16 protein-coding genes are annotated in these 13,638 nt (G+C 38.8%); 11 read left to right on the top strand and 5 right to left on the bottom strand.

Annotated features, from left to right (window positions below):
• Positions 1–109: 109 nt before the first annotated feature.
• The 4 genes from B4A24_RS12480 to B4A24_RS12465 are packed head-to-tail and all read left to right on the top strand — an operon-like array spanning position 110 to position 2,999.
• Positions 110–1,129: a methionine ABC transporter ATP-binding protein gene (locus tag B4A24_RS12480; RefSeq protein ID WP_293945343.1), complete on the top strand. Its 1,020-nt coding sequence runs from the start codon at positions 110–112 to the stop codon at positions 1,127–1,129.
• Complete coding sequence (gene metI, locus B4A24_RS12475) at positions 1,122–1,775, top strand: methionine ABC transporter permease MetI (RefSeq protein WP_293945341.1); 654 nt, start codon at positions 1,122–1,124, stop codon at positions 1,773–1,775. The genes B4A24_RS12480 and metI overlap by 8 nt, the downstream gene beginning before the upstream one ends.
• Before the next feature lie 15 nt (positions 1,776–1,790).
• Positions 1,791–2,603, top strand: coding sequence for a methionine ABC transporter substrate-binding lipoprotein MetQ (gene metQ, locus B4A24_RS12470; RefSeq protein WP_293945339.1), 813 nt, complete (start codon positions 1,791–1,793; stop codon positions 2,601–2,603).
• Between the two features lie 15 nt (positions 2,604–2,618).
• Positions 2,619–2,999 carry a YchJ family protein gene (locus tag B4A24_RS12465; RefSeq protein ID WP_293945337.1) on the top strand — a complete coding sequence of 127 codons (381 nt, stop codon included), beginning with the start codon at positions 2,619–2,621 and terminating at the stop codon, positions 2,997–2,999.
• Positions 3,000–3,052: 53 nt separating this feature from the next.
• Here the strand turns inward: B4A24_RS12465 and B4A24_RS12460 are convergent, their stop codons facing one another.
• From B4A24_RS12460 to B4A24_RS12450, 3 genes are all read right to left on the bottom strand, one after another.
• Positions 3,053–3,937 (bottom strand): alpha/beta fold hydrolase, encoded by an 885-nt coding sequence (locus B4A24_RS12460; protein ID WP_293945335.1) that lies wholly within the window; start codon positions 3,935–3,937, stop codon positions 3,053–3,055.
• Positions 3,938–4,137: 200 nt separating this feature from the next.
• On the bottom strand, positions 4,138–5,574 hold the full coding sequence (locus B4A24_RS12455; protein WP_293945334.1) for a dicarboxylate/amino acid:cation symporter: 1,437 nt from the start codon (positions 5,572–5,574) through the stop codon (positions 4,138–4,140).
• A gap of 175 nt (positions 5,575–5,749) precedes the next feature.
• The gene (locus B4A24_RS12450; RefSeq protein WP_172394333.1) at positions 5,750–6,100 is read right to left on the bottom strand and encodes a 4Fe-4S dicluster domain-containing protein; all 351 of its coding nucleotides are present in this window, start codon (positions 6,098–6,100) and stop codon (positions 5,750–5,752) included.
• A gap of 157 nt (positions 6,101–6,257) precedes the next feature.
• Here B4A24_RS12450 and B4A24_RS12445 point away from each other — a divergent pair, with 157 nt between their 5' ends.
• The 6 genes from B4A24_RS12445 (at position 6,258) to B4A24_RS12420 (ending at position 10,987) form a co-directional block, all read left to right on the top strand.
• Positions 6,258–7,271: an acyl-CoA reductase gene (locus tag B4A24_RS12445; protein WP_293945332.1), complete on the top strand. Its 1,014-nt coding sequence runs from the start codon at positions 6,258–6,260 to the stop codon at positions 7,269–7,271.
• A gap of 55 nt (positions 7,272–7,326) precedes the next feature.
• Positions 7,327–7,530 (top strand): fructose-6-phosphate aldolase, encoded by a 204-nt coding sequence (locus tag B4A24_RS12440; RefSeq protein WP_108631977.1) that lies wholly within the window; start codon positions 7,327–7,329, stop codon positions 7,528–7,530.
• A gap of 5 nt (positions 7,531–7,535) precedes the next feature.
• A complete protein-coding gene (locus B4A24_RS12435; RefSeq protein WP_172394336.1) occupies positions 7,536–8,216 on the top strand; it encodes a cell division ATP-binding protein FtsE in 681 nt (226 codons plus the stop codon).
• Positions 8,217–8,373: 157 nt separating this feature from the next.
• A complete protein-coding gene (locus B4A24_RS12430; protein WP_293945327.1) occupies positions 8,374–8,922 on the top strand; it encodes a nucleotide exchange factor GrpE in 549 nt (182 codons plus the stop codon).
• 10 nt (positions 8,923–8,932) lie between these two features.
• The gene (gene dnaJ, locus B4A24_RS12425) at positions 8,933–10,087 is read left to right on the top strand and encodes a molecular chaperone DnaJ (protein ID WP_293945325.1); all 1,155 of its coding nucleotides are present in this window, start codon (positions 8,933–8,935) and stop codon (positions 10,085–10,087) included.
• A 312-nt stretch (positions 10,088–10,399) separates the two neighbouring features.
• Entirely contained in the window at positions 10,400–10,987 is a 588-nt protein-coding gene (locus B4A24_RS12420) for an outer membrane beta-barrel protein (RefSeq protein ID WP_293945323.1), read from the top strand.
• A gap of 62 nt (positions 10,988–11,049) precedes the next feature.
• On the opposite strand, the gene B4A24_RS12415 is transcribed toward B4A24_RS12420, so the two are convergent.
• Positions 11,050–11,823, bottom strand: coding sequence for a C40 family peptidase (locus B4A24_RS12415; protein ID WP_293945321.1), 774 nt, complete (start codon positions 11,821–11,823; stop codon positions 11,050–11,052).
• A gap of 73 nt (positions 11,824–11,896) precedes the next feature.
• On the opposite strand from B4A24_RS12415, the gene B4A24_RS12410 reads away from it, so the two are divergent.
• The gene (locus B4A24_RS12410; protein ID WP_293945320.1) at positions 11,897–12,370 is read left to right on the top strand and encodes a universal stress protein; all 474 of its coding nucleotides are present in this window, start codon (positions 11,897–11,899) and stop codon (positions 12,368–12,370) included.
• A 90-nt stretch (positions 12,371–12,460) separates the two neighbouring features.
• Here B4A24_RS12410 and B4A24_RS12405 read toward each other — a convergent pair whose 3' ends face one another.
• Complete coding sequence (locus B4A24_RS12405; RefSeq protein ID WP_293945318.1) at positions 12,461–13,636, bottom strand: RsmB/NOP family class I SAM-dependent RNA methyltransferase; 1,176 nt, start codon at positions 13,634–13,636, stop codon at positions 12,461–12,463.
• Positions 13,637–13,638 lie beyond the last annotated feature (2 nt).

The following is a 13,638-nucleotide window of genomic DNA, read 5'->3' as shown; positions in this document are numbered from 1 at the left end:
TCAACTGCCATTTTTTTCGTCATTTCATTGTAATTTATCAACCGTATTTATGTACATTTATATCGACATCCACTTTGTTAACATAAATGCATAAATCCTTAAGGGGTCAATGATTCAATTAAACAACATATCTAAATCATTTCAGGTTAAATCCAGACGAATTGATGCACTGAAAAGCCTTTCTCTGACCATCGGTAAAGGAGAAATATTTGGTGTCATAGGAGCTTCCGGCGCCGGAAAAAGTACACTGATTCGTTGTGTCAATCTTTTGGAGAGACCGGATACAGGTCAAGTCATTATTGAGAATAACGACTTAATGTCTATGTCTTCCAGAGACTTAATGATGAAACGGAGAAAAATTGGAATGATTTTTCAGCATTTCAATTTACTATCATCCTTAACGGTGTTTGAAAACATCTCCTTTCCATTGCAGCTTGAAGGTAAATCAAAAACGTTTATCCGTCAAAAAGTTTCCGAATTATTGCATTTAGTTGGTCTCGAAGACAAAGCCGAAAGCTATCCGGCTAATTTATCGGGAGGACAGAAGCAACGCGTTGCTATAGCCCGAGCACTTGCCAATGACCCCCATATTCTACTTTGTGATGAAGCTACCAGCGCATTGGATCCTGCAACGACCAAATCCATACTTGCCTTATTAAAAAAAATCAATAAGCAACTGGGACTTACAATTTTATTGATCACCCATGAAATGGACGTGATCAAGAGGATATGCGACCAAGTAGCCGTGCTGGATCATGGGACTTTAATTGAGAGTGGTTCTGTTGAAACCATTTTTGCAAATCCGCAGCAAGAAATCACTAAAAACTTTATCCAGTCCTCATTGCAGGTTGATATTCCTTTAGGGTTTCAAGAGCGGTTAAAAACGCAGGGAAATCCACTTGTGGAGATTTACATGACATCAAGTGAAGAATCCATCCCTTTCATTCAACAATTGGAAAAGCAGTTTCAGGTTAAAACAAATATTATCACCGCACAAATCGACTACGTTGGAGAAATGAAATTCGGTGTCATATTGGCTGAATTGTCTGGTAATATCGAAAATATAATGGCGAGTCTCTCCTATTTAAAAGAGCAGCATCCGCAAACTAAAATATTAGGTTATGTCTGATCAAGTACTGGATTTACTTTTATCGGGAACGCTCGAAACACTTATGATGACTTTCCTATCGGGCTTTTTTGGATTTGTAATCGGGCTTCCGCTTGGAATCTACCTCTTTCTAACGCGGAAACATCAGCTGCTGGAAAACAAAACCATGCATCAGATTGTTTCGCTCCTAGTGAACGTGTTCAGATCTATTCCATTCATTATTCTCATTGTATGGATGATCCCATTTACACGTCAGCTTGTAGGAACATCAATAGGTATGTCAGCAGCATTGGTCCCCTTAAGTATTGGCGCAGCACCGTTTATTGCGCGATTGGTAGAAAATAGTCTACTGGAGGTTCCCAATGGATTAATTGAAGCCGCCAGGGCCATGGGTGCAAGTACACAGCAGGTCATCTTTAGAGTACTGCTCCCTGAGGCGCTTCCCTCGTTGGTAAACAACGCGACAATAACATTAATTACACTCGTAGGCTATTCGGCCATGGGGGGTGCTGTTGGAGCTGGCGGACTGGGGCAGATTGGCTATCAATATGGCTATGTAGGTTATGACACCTTTATCATGAATTCTGTTCTTATTTTATTAATTTTAATTGTATTCCTGTTGCAATATACAGGTGATTACATATCGAAAAAAGTAAACCATCGTTAACATTAATTGTATCATATGAAAAAATTGAACTATGCATTTGCGATCTTAGCTTTTAGTCTTACGACTATTGTAGCTTGTAATAACAGGGAAAAAAAAGAAAATACCCTTAAAGTTGGTGTGGTATCAGGTCCTGAAAAGGAACTTGCTGAAACGGCTAAGAAAGTTGCAAAAGAAAAGTTCAATCTGGATGTGGAACTCGTTTCCTTCAATGATTACGTTGTTCCAAATGAGGCCTTGAATCAAGGTGATATCGATATCAATGTGTTTCAGCATCAGCCTTATCTACAAGAACAGTCCAAACAACGCGGCTTCACCAAATTAACTATCGTAGGAAACACATTTGTCTTTCCAATTGTCGCCTATTCCAAAAAAATCAAGACGATTACCGAACTTCAGCCAGGTGCAAGTATCGCAATTCCAAATGACCCAACTAATGGTGGACGTTCGTTATTACTGCTTCAACGCGAAGGCATCATTGGTTTAAAGGAGAATGTGGGCATACAACCCAAAGTAACAGACATTGTGAGCAACCCGAAACAGGTCAAAATTATTGAAATGGAAGCGCCACAGCTACCACGCGTACTTGACGACCCTCAAATTGTAATTGCGATCATCAATAATAGCTTTGCTTCGCAAGCTGGACTGGATCCTGAAAAACAAGGTTTGTTTACAGAGGATAAAGAATCACCGTATGTCAACTTAATTGTTGCTCGTGCAGATAATAAAAATGATGAAAAAGTACAGCAATTTATACAGTCCTATCAATCACCAGAGGTAGAAGCAACAGCAAAAAAAGTATTTAAAAACGGCGCCATAAAAGGCTGGTAAATTGATATTGATTAAGTGTTAGAAATAGATGATTTATGCCCATGTGGCTCAGGTAGCTCTTACGGAGATTGTTGCCGGCAGGTACATCTTTCCCATGCCAAGGCGAATACGGCAGAAAAGTTGATGCGAGCACGTTACAGTGCATTTGTTGTACATGACGTAGATTTTCTATATGATACATTTCATCCATCGACAAGGAGGTTTCAAAATAAAAATGCTATTCGACGGTGGGCTCTCGAAAATAAATGGATGCAGCTTTCAATCCTCAGATCTACACCGCAAACTGTGGAATTCGAAGCTCATTACCTGGATTCAACAATGGAAATTCAGGTCCACCATGAAAAGTCTACATTTAAACAGCAGGGCAACCTTTGGTATTATGTAGATGGCCGATAAAAATATTTTACTTAAAAGCCATCGCAAAATAGTGGCACTACTTCCGAACACATTTATTTTATAAAGGAAAATATAGCTTCAGTAAATTCTTTATTTCGCTCGTAATATAAAACGTGACCGCCGTTAATTAGCACCGTTTTTTGGTTCGGAAAATTAAACTTCCGGTAATGATCCACTCCAATTGCATAATCCTTTTTCCCGGCAATGACCAAAACTGGCACCTTAATATCTTTCGTTTCTTGCCTAAAATCTTCAGTATAGATTTTATAACCCCACACATGTTTTGCAAAATCATTTGATCGCCCATAACTGTCATCAATATGATCCAACATATCGGTAGTTTTTTTATCATCCGAAAGCATCTTATATCCTAACCCTCTATTTGAAAGCGTACGCCTTGCCAACGAAAACATCGACAAAATAGAATCTGCGGGAGTAGCCTCAAAATTGGTATTGATTAATTCGTTGACATGCTGTATCTGAGCTTCTAATGAACTAGTAAGATCTAAAGTCGAATTCGCTAAGATTAAACCAAACAAATGATTCGGGTATTTTTTTGCATAATTTACTGCAATTACACCGCCAAATGAATGAGACAGCAAATAAATTTTTTCAGTTCCTAAAGCACGGCGAATATCCTCGATATCATCAACCATTCGATCTAATGAATAGTTTCTTTCAGCCGAAGTATCTGATCTTCCACAGCCTCTTTGATCAAAATACACCATCTTTAGTTTTTTTTCCAGATTGTGGCCACCCATCTCCTCAAAAGACTTGCTCCAGGCTCCAGGTCCACCATGAAGGAAAATACAAACCGTCCCTGTTCCGGCAGTCTTGACAAATAATTTAACATGGTCGGACGTTTCAATAAAAGGCAATGAAGCTCGCTTAACATCTGTTATTTTCTTTTGCGCAAACACAAAATTTACGAGTATCATGATTACAAAAAAAAGAAATATAGGCCGTCTCATTCTCTATGTATTAGTTGGTTTATGTTCGTCTATGTATTTACAATAATAAATATAACGAAAAAATAGCACCTTCTGGCTTGTCAATATCCATGTATTATAATAAAAAAGCAGTATTAACATGGGGGTTAATACTGCTTTTTTAAACGATAGCTTTTCAGTTATATCTTTTAGATCAATTCCTCAGTATCTTCACGATAAGGCGCCTCCTCATCAAACTCACCTTCCCACTTCGCCACAACAACTGTTGCGAGACAATTACCAACAACATTCACTGAAGTACGAGCCATGTCCATCAATTCGTCTATTCCCAAAATAGCGGCAATAACAAAAGTGGGTAAACCAAACTGATCCGCTGTCGCAATTAAGATAATCAACGAAGCACGTGGCACTGCCGCAACTCCTTTGGAGGTAATCATCAAAGTAAAAGCGATCATCAACTGCTCCCCGAAAGACAGGTGAATTCCTGCGGCTTGTGCCACAAAAATAGCGGCTAATGACAGATAAAGGGAGGTGCCGTCTAAGTTGAAGCTATAACCAGTCGGAATAACAAATGAAACGATCTTACGGGGAACACCAAACTTTTCCATTGCGCTCATTGCTTTTGGTAGAGCGGCATCTGAACTTGTCGTGGCAAAAGCAATAGATACAGGTTCTTTGATGGCATTGATAAAACGCCGAACCGGAATCTTTAAATAAAGTGCCACAGGAAGCAGCACCAAGGTCAAAAAGCAAAGCAAGGCAAAATACAATGTTGCCAATAGCATAAATAAGTTTTTCAAAATATCAACACCAAGATGCCCCACCGTATAGGCCATCGCAGCTCCTACTCCAACTGGAGCGAAATACATAATAATGTTCGTGAACTTAAACATCGTCTCGGACATACTTTCTGTAAAATCGACCAGCGGTTTCCGCTTCTTCTCATCGACCATTGCAAGTCCGATACCGAATAATATCGAAAAGACAACGATTTGTAGAACCTGATTATCAGCAACAGATTTTACGATATTTTCAGGAAAAAGGTCTCGGATAAACGAAGTGAATTTATAAACAGGATGTACATTATCAGGCAGTGATTTCAATACATGTTCGTCCATACTTTCTTTGGGAGCGGGCAGTTCTTCATGTGGCATATGTGCGACATCGACACCCACACCTGCACGGGTCAGATTAATGGCACCTAAACCAATAAAAATAGCACAAGTTGTAGCACAGAAGAAATACAACATAGACTTCCAAGCCATACGTCCTACTTGTTTTAAATCTGAGTGTCCTGCAATACCATAAACCAGTGTTGCAAAAAGAATAGGCCCAACAATTGTTTTTACCAGTTTGATGAATCCCTTGCTCAATGGCTGTAAAGAGATTGCCAGATTTGGAAAATCCAGGCCAACAAAAATACCAAGGATCATACAGGTCAGAATCCAAGTGGTCAAATTTTTCTTATAAAGCGCATTCACAACCAAAACGGTGGCAACTATCCAACGGACAGCCATTAGAAATTCATGCGAAAAGCCTACAACATCAAATTCGTATAATACAGCAATGATACAAGCTAATGTAACTGTGATGAGGGTGATTAACCCTATTTTGGTTTTTAACATTTAAAAGATTTTAATGGTCAAAAGAACAAAAATAAAAAAATCCTATTCTTTTGCAAATATTATTATTTAAATCACCCATGTTTCGCAACAAAATACCGATTACCCCGAAAAGCAAGCGCACAAAAAAAAGCAGGATAATTTCTTATCCTGCTCTATATTTTAACGGAATAAAAAATTATTCCGCGTGTAACCAAGATTTTTTCGCCAATAGCTCATCCTTAGACTCACGCACATCTTCGTCATCCACACAACAATCTACTGGACAAACAGCAGCGCATTGAGGTTCATCGTGAAAACCTACACATTCTGTACATTTATCCGAAACAATATAATAGACTTCATTTGAGATCGCTTCCTGTGACTCATTCGCATCAAGCGTAACGCCATCACCAAAATCTATAACACCATCCAGAGCCGTCCCATCTGAGAATTTCCAAGTTACACCAGCATCGTATATTGCATTATTTGGGCATTCCGGTTCGCAAGCACCACAGTTAATGCATTCGTCTGTAATTTTAATCGCCATTTATAACCTCACAATTATGATAAATAAACTATTTTTGCATTATCAATATGAAAACAAAGTCCGATTGTACAATAAGGCTAGTTGATTCACGTTGATTAATGTTAACAGCACAAATATAATACAAATTTGTGTATTCATCTTTTAAAAATTTAATATTTTGACAAAGCAACAACGAATAAATGCGTTTGTAAAACTGGGTGAACTGTTGCAGAGGCAGCCAGAGGATCTTACTCAGATCATTCATTTGGCGCAACATAAAAACCCTTGGTATACCATAAAAAATGTTGAAAAGGCACTTCATGCGATTTCATCGAACTTATCAGTAAAAAAGCTCAATTATTGGCTACAGGATTATCCCGATCTCGAATCAACAAAAACAGTAGGCTTGATTCTCGCCGGTAATATTCCGCTGGTTGGGTTTCATGATATCCTTTGCGTATTGATCAGTGGATTTAAAGCAAAAATTAAATTATCCTCTGATGACGCAGGCTTAACAACCTATGTACTCAATCGTTTAAAACAAATCGAACCCGCTTTTGAAGCATCTTTTGAAATTGTTGATAGACTTAAAGACTTTGACCTCGTCATTGCGACAGGCTCAAACAATACAGCCCGTTACTTTGACTATTATTTTGGGGCTAAGCCTCATATTATCCGACGCAACAGAAATAGTATTGCCGTTATTACAGGTAAAGAATCTGCGGCACAGCTACAAGCTTTGGGACATGACATCTTCGATTATTTCGGACTCGGCTGTCGTTCCGTTTCCAAAATTTTTGTTCCAAAAGACTATAATGTCTCCCATTTTTTTGAAGGAATAGCAGATTTTAAAGATGTGGCCGACCACTATAAATACAATAACAATTACGATTACAATAAATCCATCTATTTGATCAATGGGGACAAACATTTTGACAATGGTTTTCTGTTGCTCAAACAGGATGAACGTACAGCATCTCCACTATCTGTCGTTTATTATGAAGAATACAACAGCCTTGGGGATGTCGAGAACGAGCTGAATCAACAAGCTGAAAACATCCAATGTGTAGTTTCCGAAGTGCAATTGAATATTCAGTCGCCCGTTTTTCATTTTGGTGAAAGTCAGTGTCCTGCCTTGAATGATTATGCAGACGGGATGAATACCTTAAACTTCTTATTTGCAAACAAGTAAGCTTCGGTTAATTTCGTAGTACGGAAATTACATTAAAAATACTAACTTTGAAATCATGTATATCATTAAAGTAAGAGGTGTCGCCAAAATCCCCGACTATGTGCAGCTGCGAGATGATGCCTTCACCTTGTTGGCATATTTTAGAGTGGATCGGCCTGACAAATCTCTTGATAAGATCGGATTGGGAGAAAAGGCAGAATATATCATGCAATTGGTCAAAGAAATGCCCTTTGGCCAGATTAAAAAATTAGAGTTTTAACGCCCATGATTGAAAATAAAGTAATTACATTAAAGAACGTTGATATTTTTCAACAGAAACATCTAGTATTATCCAATGTCAATTTAAGTATCGGCAAGGGAGAGTTTCTCTACCTTATCGGACAGTCTGGCAGTGGAAAAAGTAGTTTATTAAAAATCATCTATGGCGATTTGTATATCGGCAATGGCGAAGGAATGATTGCTGGCTTTGATTTAAAGAAACTTCATGAAAATGACGTACCTTATTTACGTCGGAAGCTAGGAATCGTTTTTCAGGATTTTCACTTACTATCGGATAGAACAATAGAGAAAAACCTTGAGTTTGCCTTAAAGGCGACGGGCTGGAAAGATAAAAAAATGATCGATGGACGTATCTTGGACGTCTTGGAAAAAGTTGGACTTCGCTCCAAATTAAAAAAAATGCCCCATGAACTTTCTGGTGGAGAGCAACAGCGGATTGTTATTGCCCGAGCACTGCTCAATAATCCGGAGATTATCTTGGCAGATGAGCCTACAGGTAACCTAGACCCCGCCACTTCAGAAGAGATTGTCCTTTTACTACGCGACATTGCCAATTCCGGAACTGCAATTTTAATGGCTACCCACGATTATACAATCATTCGCAGTATGCCTTCCCGGATTATTAAAACGGGCGACGGTATTCTACAAGATGATGTCAGTATATAAAGGAAAAACTGACAGCTAAAAAGACATTTTTTCAAATTCCGACAAATTGTTAGGCTTTTTTAATAAAATCTGACAAGCTGTCGGAATTTTATTGTTTGGCAAAAACTTTGACAAAAGAAAATATAGTAAATTTTTGAATCTATTTAGCATTGAAGATATGAATGAGCAAGATAATTATTATGATGAGAGTCAAGATCAAGTAGAAACAAATTCTTCTGATCAACAAGAGCAACCTATGGACGATCAGGTAGAACTATCTCCTGAAGAAAAGATGGCTGCAGAATTGGCAGAGGCAAAGGATAAGTACATTCGTCTTTCTGCTGAATTTGACAATTATAGAAAACGTACGAGCAAAGAACGTGTTGAATTGATTCAATCTGCAGGAAAAGATGTGATCAGTAAATTATTACCTACTTTAGATGATTTTGATCGTGCGTTAAATGCCATGGAAACTGCAACAGACGTGGTATCTGTCAAAACGGGAATGGATATCGTTAACAACAAACTGAGACAAACATTGTCTCAATTGGGGTTAAAAGAAATGGAAACAGTTGGTCAAGCATTTGACCCCGAATTACAAGAAGCTATTACATCTATTCCAGCACCCACCGCAGATTTAAAAAATAAAGTGGTAGACGTAATCGAAAAGGGATACTATTTAGGTGACAAAGTGATCCGTCATGCTAAAGTAGTTATAGGTCAATAATATTAAGACGATGTCAAAAAGAGATTATTACGATATACTTGGTGTCGCGCGTTCAGCGGACGAGAAGGAGATTAAATCAGCCTATCGCAAGTTGGCGATTAAATATCACCCGGATAAAAATCCTGGAGATCATGAAGCTGAGGAAAAGTTTAAGGAGGCTGCTGAGGCATACGATATCTTGAGCAATCCACAAAAACGTCAACGTTACGACCAGTTTGGCCATGCAGGCAATTCCGCGAGTGGTGGCTATGGTGGTGGAGGTATGAATATGGATGATATATTCAGCCAATTCGGCGATATTTTTGGTGGCGGACACCCCTTCGAAAGCTTCTTCGGTGGAGGCGGTGGAGGTCAACGCGGAGGCCGCCGTGTAGCGCGCGGAAGCAATTTACGTATTAAAGTTAAATTGACTCTTGAAGAAATCGCTAAAGGTGTTGAGAAAAAAGTTAAGGTCAACAAACAGGTCGTTTGTCACAGCTGTGACGGTTCAGGAGCAAAGGATAAATCCTCTTTCCATACTTGTAAAACCTGTGGTGGCTCTGGATCGGTGCGAAGAGTGACCAACACCATCTTAGGACAAATGCAGACGACCAGCACCTGTCCTACCTGTAATGGCGAAGGTGTTGAAATAACTGCAAAATGTACAACCTGTCGAGGCGAAGGATTAGAGCGTGGAGAAGAAACAATCGCGATCAATATCCCTGCAGGTGTGAGCGAAGGAATGCAGCTCTCGATGAGCGGCAAGGGTAACGCAGCTCCTCGCGGTGGTATTCCAGGAGACCTCATTATATTAATCGAAGAAGTACCGCACGAAAGCTTAAAACGGGATGGCCTAAATGTCATCTATGATCTATACATCAATTTTGTGGATGCCGCTTTAGGCACTAGCGTAGAAGTTCCTACAATTGACGGAAAAGCCAAAATAAAAATTGAACCTGGAACGCAGGGGGGTAAAATATTACGTCTAAAAGGAAAAGGTATTCCCGAAGTCAATTCCTACCACAAAGGGGATCAACTTGTATATGTAAATATCTGGACACCAAAAGCTGTGTCCTCCGAAGAAAAAGAATTATTGAATAAATTGAAAGAATCACCAAACTTTAAACCACAACCTGGTAAAAGTGAAAAGTCATTCTTTGAACGAATAAAAGAATATTTCGAATAAAGTCAGCATAAACGACAATGAGAAGAGCCATATATCGAATTGATATATGGCTCTTTTTTTTCTTCCTTACATAGTACTGACAAATAATTACAAAAAGTCAACACTCTTCAGATATTGTTAAAACAATAAGCAATTTATAAAAAAAAGCATAAAATTTAATCAATTGAACCACTATAATTTACGATTTTGGTAAAACATCTAGACAATATAGTGACAATAAAATAAAATAACTTTACGATATTTGACTAATGAATTTAAAAAGTCAGGAAGTAATTACTGACTCATTAGAACAAACTATTAAAATAAAAAGACATGAAAAAAGTTTTACTTACATTAACTGCCATTGCAGGTTTAACAATTGCAGCAAACGCACAAACTGAAAAAGGAAAAATTATGGTTGGTGGTCAAGTCGGCTTCGAAACTTCAAAAGTTAAAGATACAGACCATAAAAATAATTCGTTTTCGATCAACCCAACTGTTGGATACTTTGTCAGTGACAACTGGGCAGTAGGTACTGGTGTTGGTTACAATTGGAGCAAAAACGAAGCTGACAAAAACAACAGTACTAAAGTTGATGCTTTTCAAGTAGCTCCATTCGTAAGAAAATACTCTGCTAATGGTCCATTAAGATTCTTTGCGCAATTATCCGTACCAATGTCTTGGGGAAAAATGACAGCTGAATCAAATAACGTTGAAACAAAAAACAAATTCGAAAACTATGGTGTTGAATTAGCGCCAGGTTTGGCATACTTCCCAACAAGCAAAATTGGTATCGAATTAAAAGTTAGAGGTTTATACTATAACTATAACAAAGATAAAACCAACGATATCACAACAAATACATTCGGTTTAGATGCGAATTCCTTAGCACCAACTTTAGGTGTACAATTCCACTTCTAATCGGTAGTTGATAGGAAAGGAAAAGGCTATAGGTATTGGATACTTATAGCCTTTTTTCATCCTTAGGTATAGCGTTTAATAATTCGCAATTTATGCGAATAGCGATTCAATTCCTGATTAAAGATTCCTTCATTGTCCATCCGGTCAATACGCACTTTAGCTGAGGCATGAATAATGGTATCCCGATCTAGCATAATGCCCACATGGGTAATCCGTCCGTCCGCGTTGTCAAAGTAAGCCAAATCGCCGACTTTAATTTCCGAAATAAAATCAACTGTCTCCCCAATTTCTGCTTGCTGATACGCATCCCTTGGTAAATCTATCCCAAAACTACTATAGATTAATTGCGAAAAACCGGAACAGTCAATTCCCCACTGCGAACGTCCGCCCCATAAATACGGACTGTTTTTATAGCTTAAGGCGAGTTCAGCCACTTTAGCCTCAAAATCGGCCTTAGAAAACAAATTGAAACTCCCCTGGTAGACCATATCCAACTGGGCTAACCTAAATCTATTTGTTTCATCTAAATAAAGCTTTGTACCATGGCAGAGCTGAAGTTGATCTGTATCATTAAACAACACCCCGCCCTCTCTTCCGACTAGACTTGGCTCTCCCTTGAGATAGTGCTCCATCGCCAGGGTTTCAAGCGCTTTAAACTGACCATTCTGAATCCAGCCCAAGTAACTTGTTTCTAACAACCTTATCGCGGTCCAGTCGGGTTGTATATCCAGTATCTCAAATAATTCACCAAATAACACCTGAGAAACCATCTCACTCCGATGCGTTTGCTCCGCACGCAATGGAACGAGAGCAAGTGTACAAATACCATATTTCATTGGTCAAGCAAAACAAAATTGTCAAATCTATGATTATACATTATAAAACGAAGATAAATTAATTATAGTAGATATGGAGAATACAAATTTAAAATTCAAAAGAATACTCGTTGCAGTTGATGATGCTCCATGTTCAGAAAAAGCCATTCTATACGCCAAAGAAATGGCTCAGGTATTTAGCGCCGCTATTGCCCTTGTAACGGTAATACCGCCCACTTCCCCCACCAATTTTGGAGCTGATCCCTTACTGGGCCAACAACCGATAATTGTACCGGAGGTATCCGAAATGGAACAGGAAAATGCGCAGAAGTATCTAGAAAAATTAAGTCGGGAATTTACCGGCCCAGGAGAAGTGTATCTTTTCAACCGAATTGGATCCATCAAAGAAGAAATACTTGCTACCTCTCACGAATGGTCGGCGGATCTGATCATTATGGGATCTAATGGAAGAACTGGATTCGACCATTTTATCTCGGGTTCTGTCTCTGAATCCGTTATCCGTAAAGCAACCTGCCCGGTGTTAGTCATTCCGAGCAAATGTGATTAATAGAATTCAGACATCATTAACCAGAAATATAATTAAAAGCCTATTCTTTTCTAAAAGAATAGGCTTCTAATTACCAATAGGCCAACTCAGTTACTTTTTTATGAGTCGGGCTACAAACATGGTATCTGCCCGTTCAGTATAGCCTTCCAGACAGCGCATACTTTCGAGCTCAAATCCCAAATTATTTAAGATATAATCAACAACGTCTTCATTTTCTGCCTTAAATATGGAGCAGGTGATATAAATCAGTGGTTTGCCTACTTTCACATAACCAGCGACATAGCTCGCAATTGTCTTCTGTAATGTACTAAATTCCTCAATCTTGCTTGTTTGAAATTGTCGAATCATCTCTGGTGTACGCCCCCAGGTGCCCGAACCGGTACAAGGTGCATCCAATAATACGCCATCAAATTTTTCATTTCCCAATATAGGGTATGGATCTTTTGTCAAATCAAGTATTTTCTTTCGATAATGCTTAATACCAGCCTGATCAAATCGTTCATCCAGATTTCGAAGAATACTCATCCGAAGATCAGACACCAAAAGGTTAACCGAAGGACAGGAATCCATTAATAAAAGAGATTTACCGCCAGAAGCAGCACAAGCATCCCACCAGGATTCTTTTCCCTCAGGTTTCATAAACTCGAGTGTACGCTGCGAAGATAAGTCCTGCACTTCAACGATGCCTTGCAGTGTTGAGAATCGTTGTAATGAGGTACCATTTGCCAAAGAGATAGTTTGTTCACCCAATTCACGATAGGAAATTTGGTTTTCGTCAAGGATGGCACGAACAATTTTATTTTTCCCCTGTTTGATTCGGATATATAGGTCAGGTTGAACCAACTGACTTCTCAAAAAAAGCCTGGTATCAATCTGGGGCGAAAAATAAGCCGTGAAAGGAAATAGATCATGGCTTTTCAGTAGGCCTTCAGATTCAAGAAAAGCTATTTTTTCATCCAAGGTCAACCTTAATTTATCGATATAAGCAGGTTCAAGCGTCCTTACCAACGGACTTTCCTGTTCACATAAAAATTCCGCAAGAACCAGCCGTCGTTGCTGCGACAGCTGCGAAGCTGCTAATCCTAGACGAAAATAATTATAACACAGACGAGAAGTAGCCTTACGGTCTGAAGATCCCATCTGTTTATTGACCTTAAAGAAAGTTGTCAAATACCGCGAAAATGGCTGATCCTCCTCAAAACCATCCATTGCTCGCTCAAAATTACGTATCTGCTGGTACACACGTTTTTCACTGAATTCAGCCATTC

Origin of the sequence: Sphingobacterium sp. UBA7249 (assembly GCF_002472835.1) — a bacterium.
Classification (GTDB): Bacteria; Bacteroidota; Bacteroidia; order Sphingobacteriales; family Sphingobacteriaceae; genus Sphingobacterium; species Sphingobacterium prati.
Note: the sequence above shows the minus strand (reverse complement) of the source record. Positions and strands in the feature narration are given on the sequence as shown.

Coding starts and splice junctions, on each gene's coding strand:
- dnaJ (WP_293945325.1), top strand. CDS start 8,933: ATGTCAAAAAGAGATTATTACGATATACTTGGTGTCGCGCGTTCAGCG.
- B4A24_RS12430 (WP_293945327.1), top strand. CDS start 8,374: ATGAATGAGCAAGATAATTATTATGATGAGAGTCAAGATCAAGTAGAA.
- B4A24_RS12435 (WP_172394336.1), top strand. CDS start 7,536: ATGATTGAAAATAAAGTAATTACATTAAAGAACGTTGATATTTTTCAA.
- B4A24_RS12420 (WP_293945323.1), top strand. CDS start 10,400: ATGAAAAAAGTTTTACTTACATTAACTGCCATTGCAGGTTTAACAATT.
- B4A24_RS12415 (WP_293945321.1), bottom strand. CDS start 11,823: ATGAAATATGGTATTTGTACACTTGCTCTCGTTCCATTGCGTGCGGAG.
- metI (WP_293945341.1), top strand. CDS start 1,122: ATGTCTGATCAAGTACTGGATTTACTTTTATCGGGAACGCTCGAAACA.
- B4A24_RS12480 (WP_293945343.1), top strand. CDS start 110: ATGATTCAATTAAACAACATATCTAAATCATTTCAGGTTAAATCCAGA.
- B4A24_RS12405 (WP_293945318.1), bottom strand. CDS start 13,636: ATGGCTGAATTCAGTGAAAAACGTGTGTACCAGCAGATACGTAATTTT.
- B4A24_RS12440 (WP_108631977.1), top strand. CDS start 7,327: ATGTATATCATTAAAGTAAGAGGTGTCGCCAAAATCCCCGACTATGTG.
- metQ (WP_293945339.1), top strand. CDS start 1,791: ATGAAAAAATTGAACTATGCATTTGCGATCTTAGCTTTTAGTCTTACG.
- B4A24_RS12460 (WP_293945335.1), bottom strand. CDS start 3,937: ATGATACTCGTAAATTTTGTGTTTGCGCAAAAGAAAATAACAGATGTT.
- B4A24_RS12455 (WP_293945334.1), bottom strand. CDS start 5,574: ATGTTAAAAACCAAAATAGGGTTAATCACCCTCATCACAGTTACATTA.
- B4A24_RS12410 (WP_293945320.1), top strand. CDS start 11,897: ATGGAGAATACAAATTTAAAATTCAAAAGAATACTCGTTGCAGTTGAT.
- B4A24_RS12450 (WP_172394333.1), bottom strand. CDS start 6,100: ATGGCGATTAAAATTACAGACGAATGCATTAACTGTGGTGCTTGCGAA.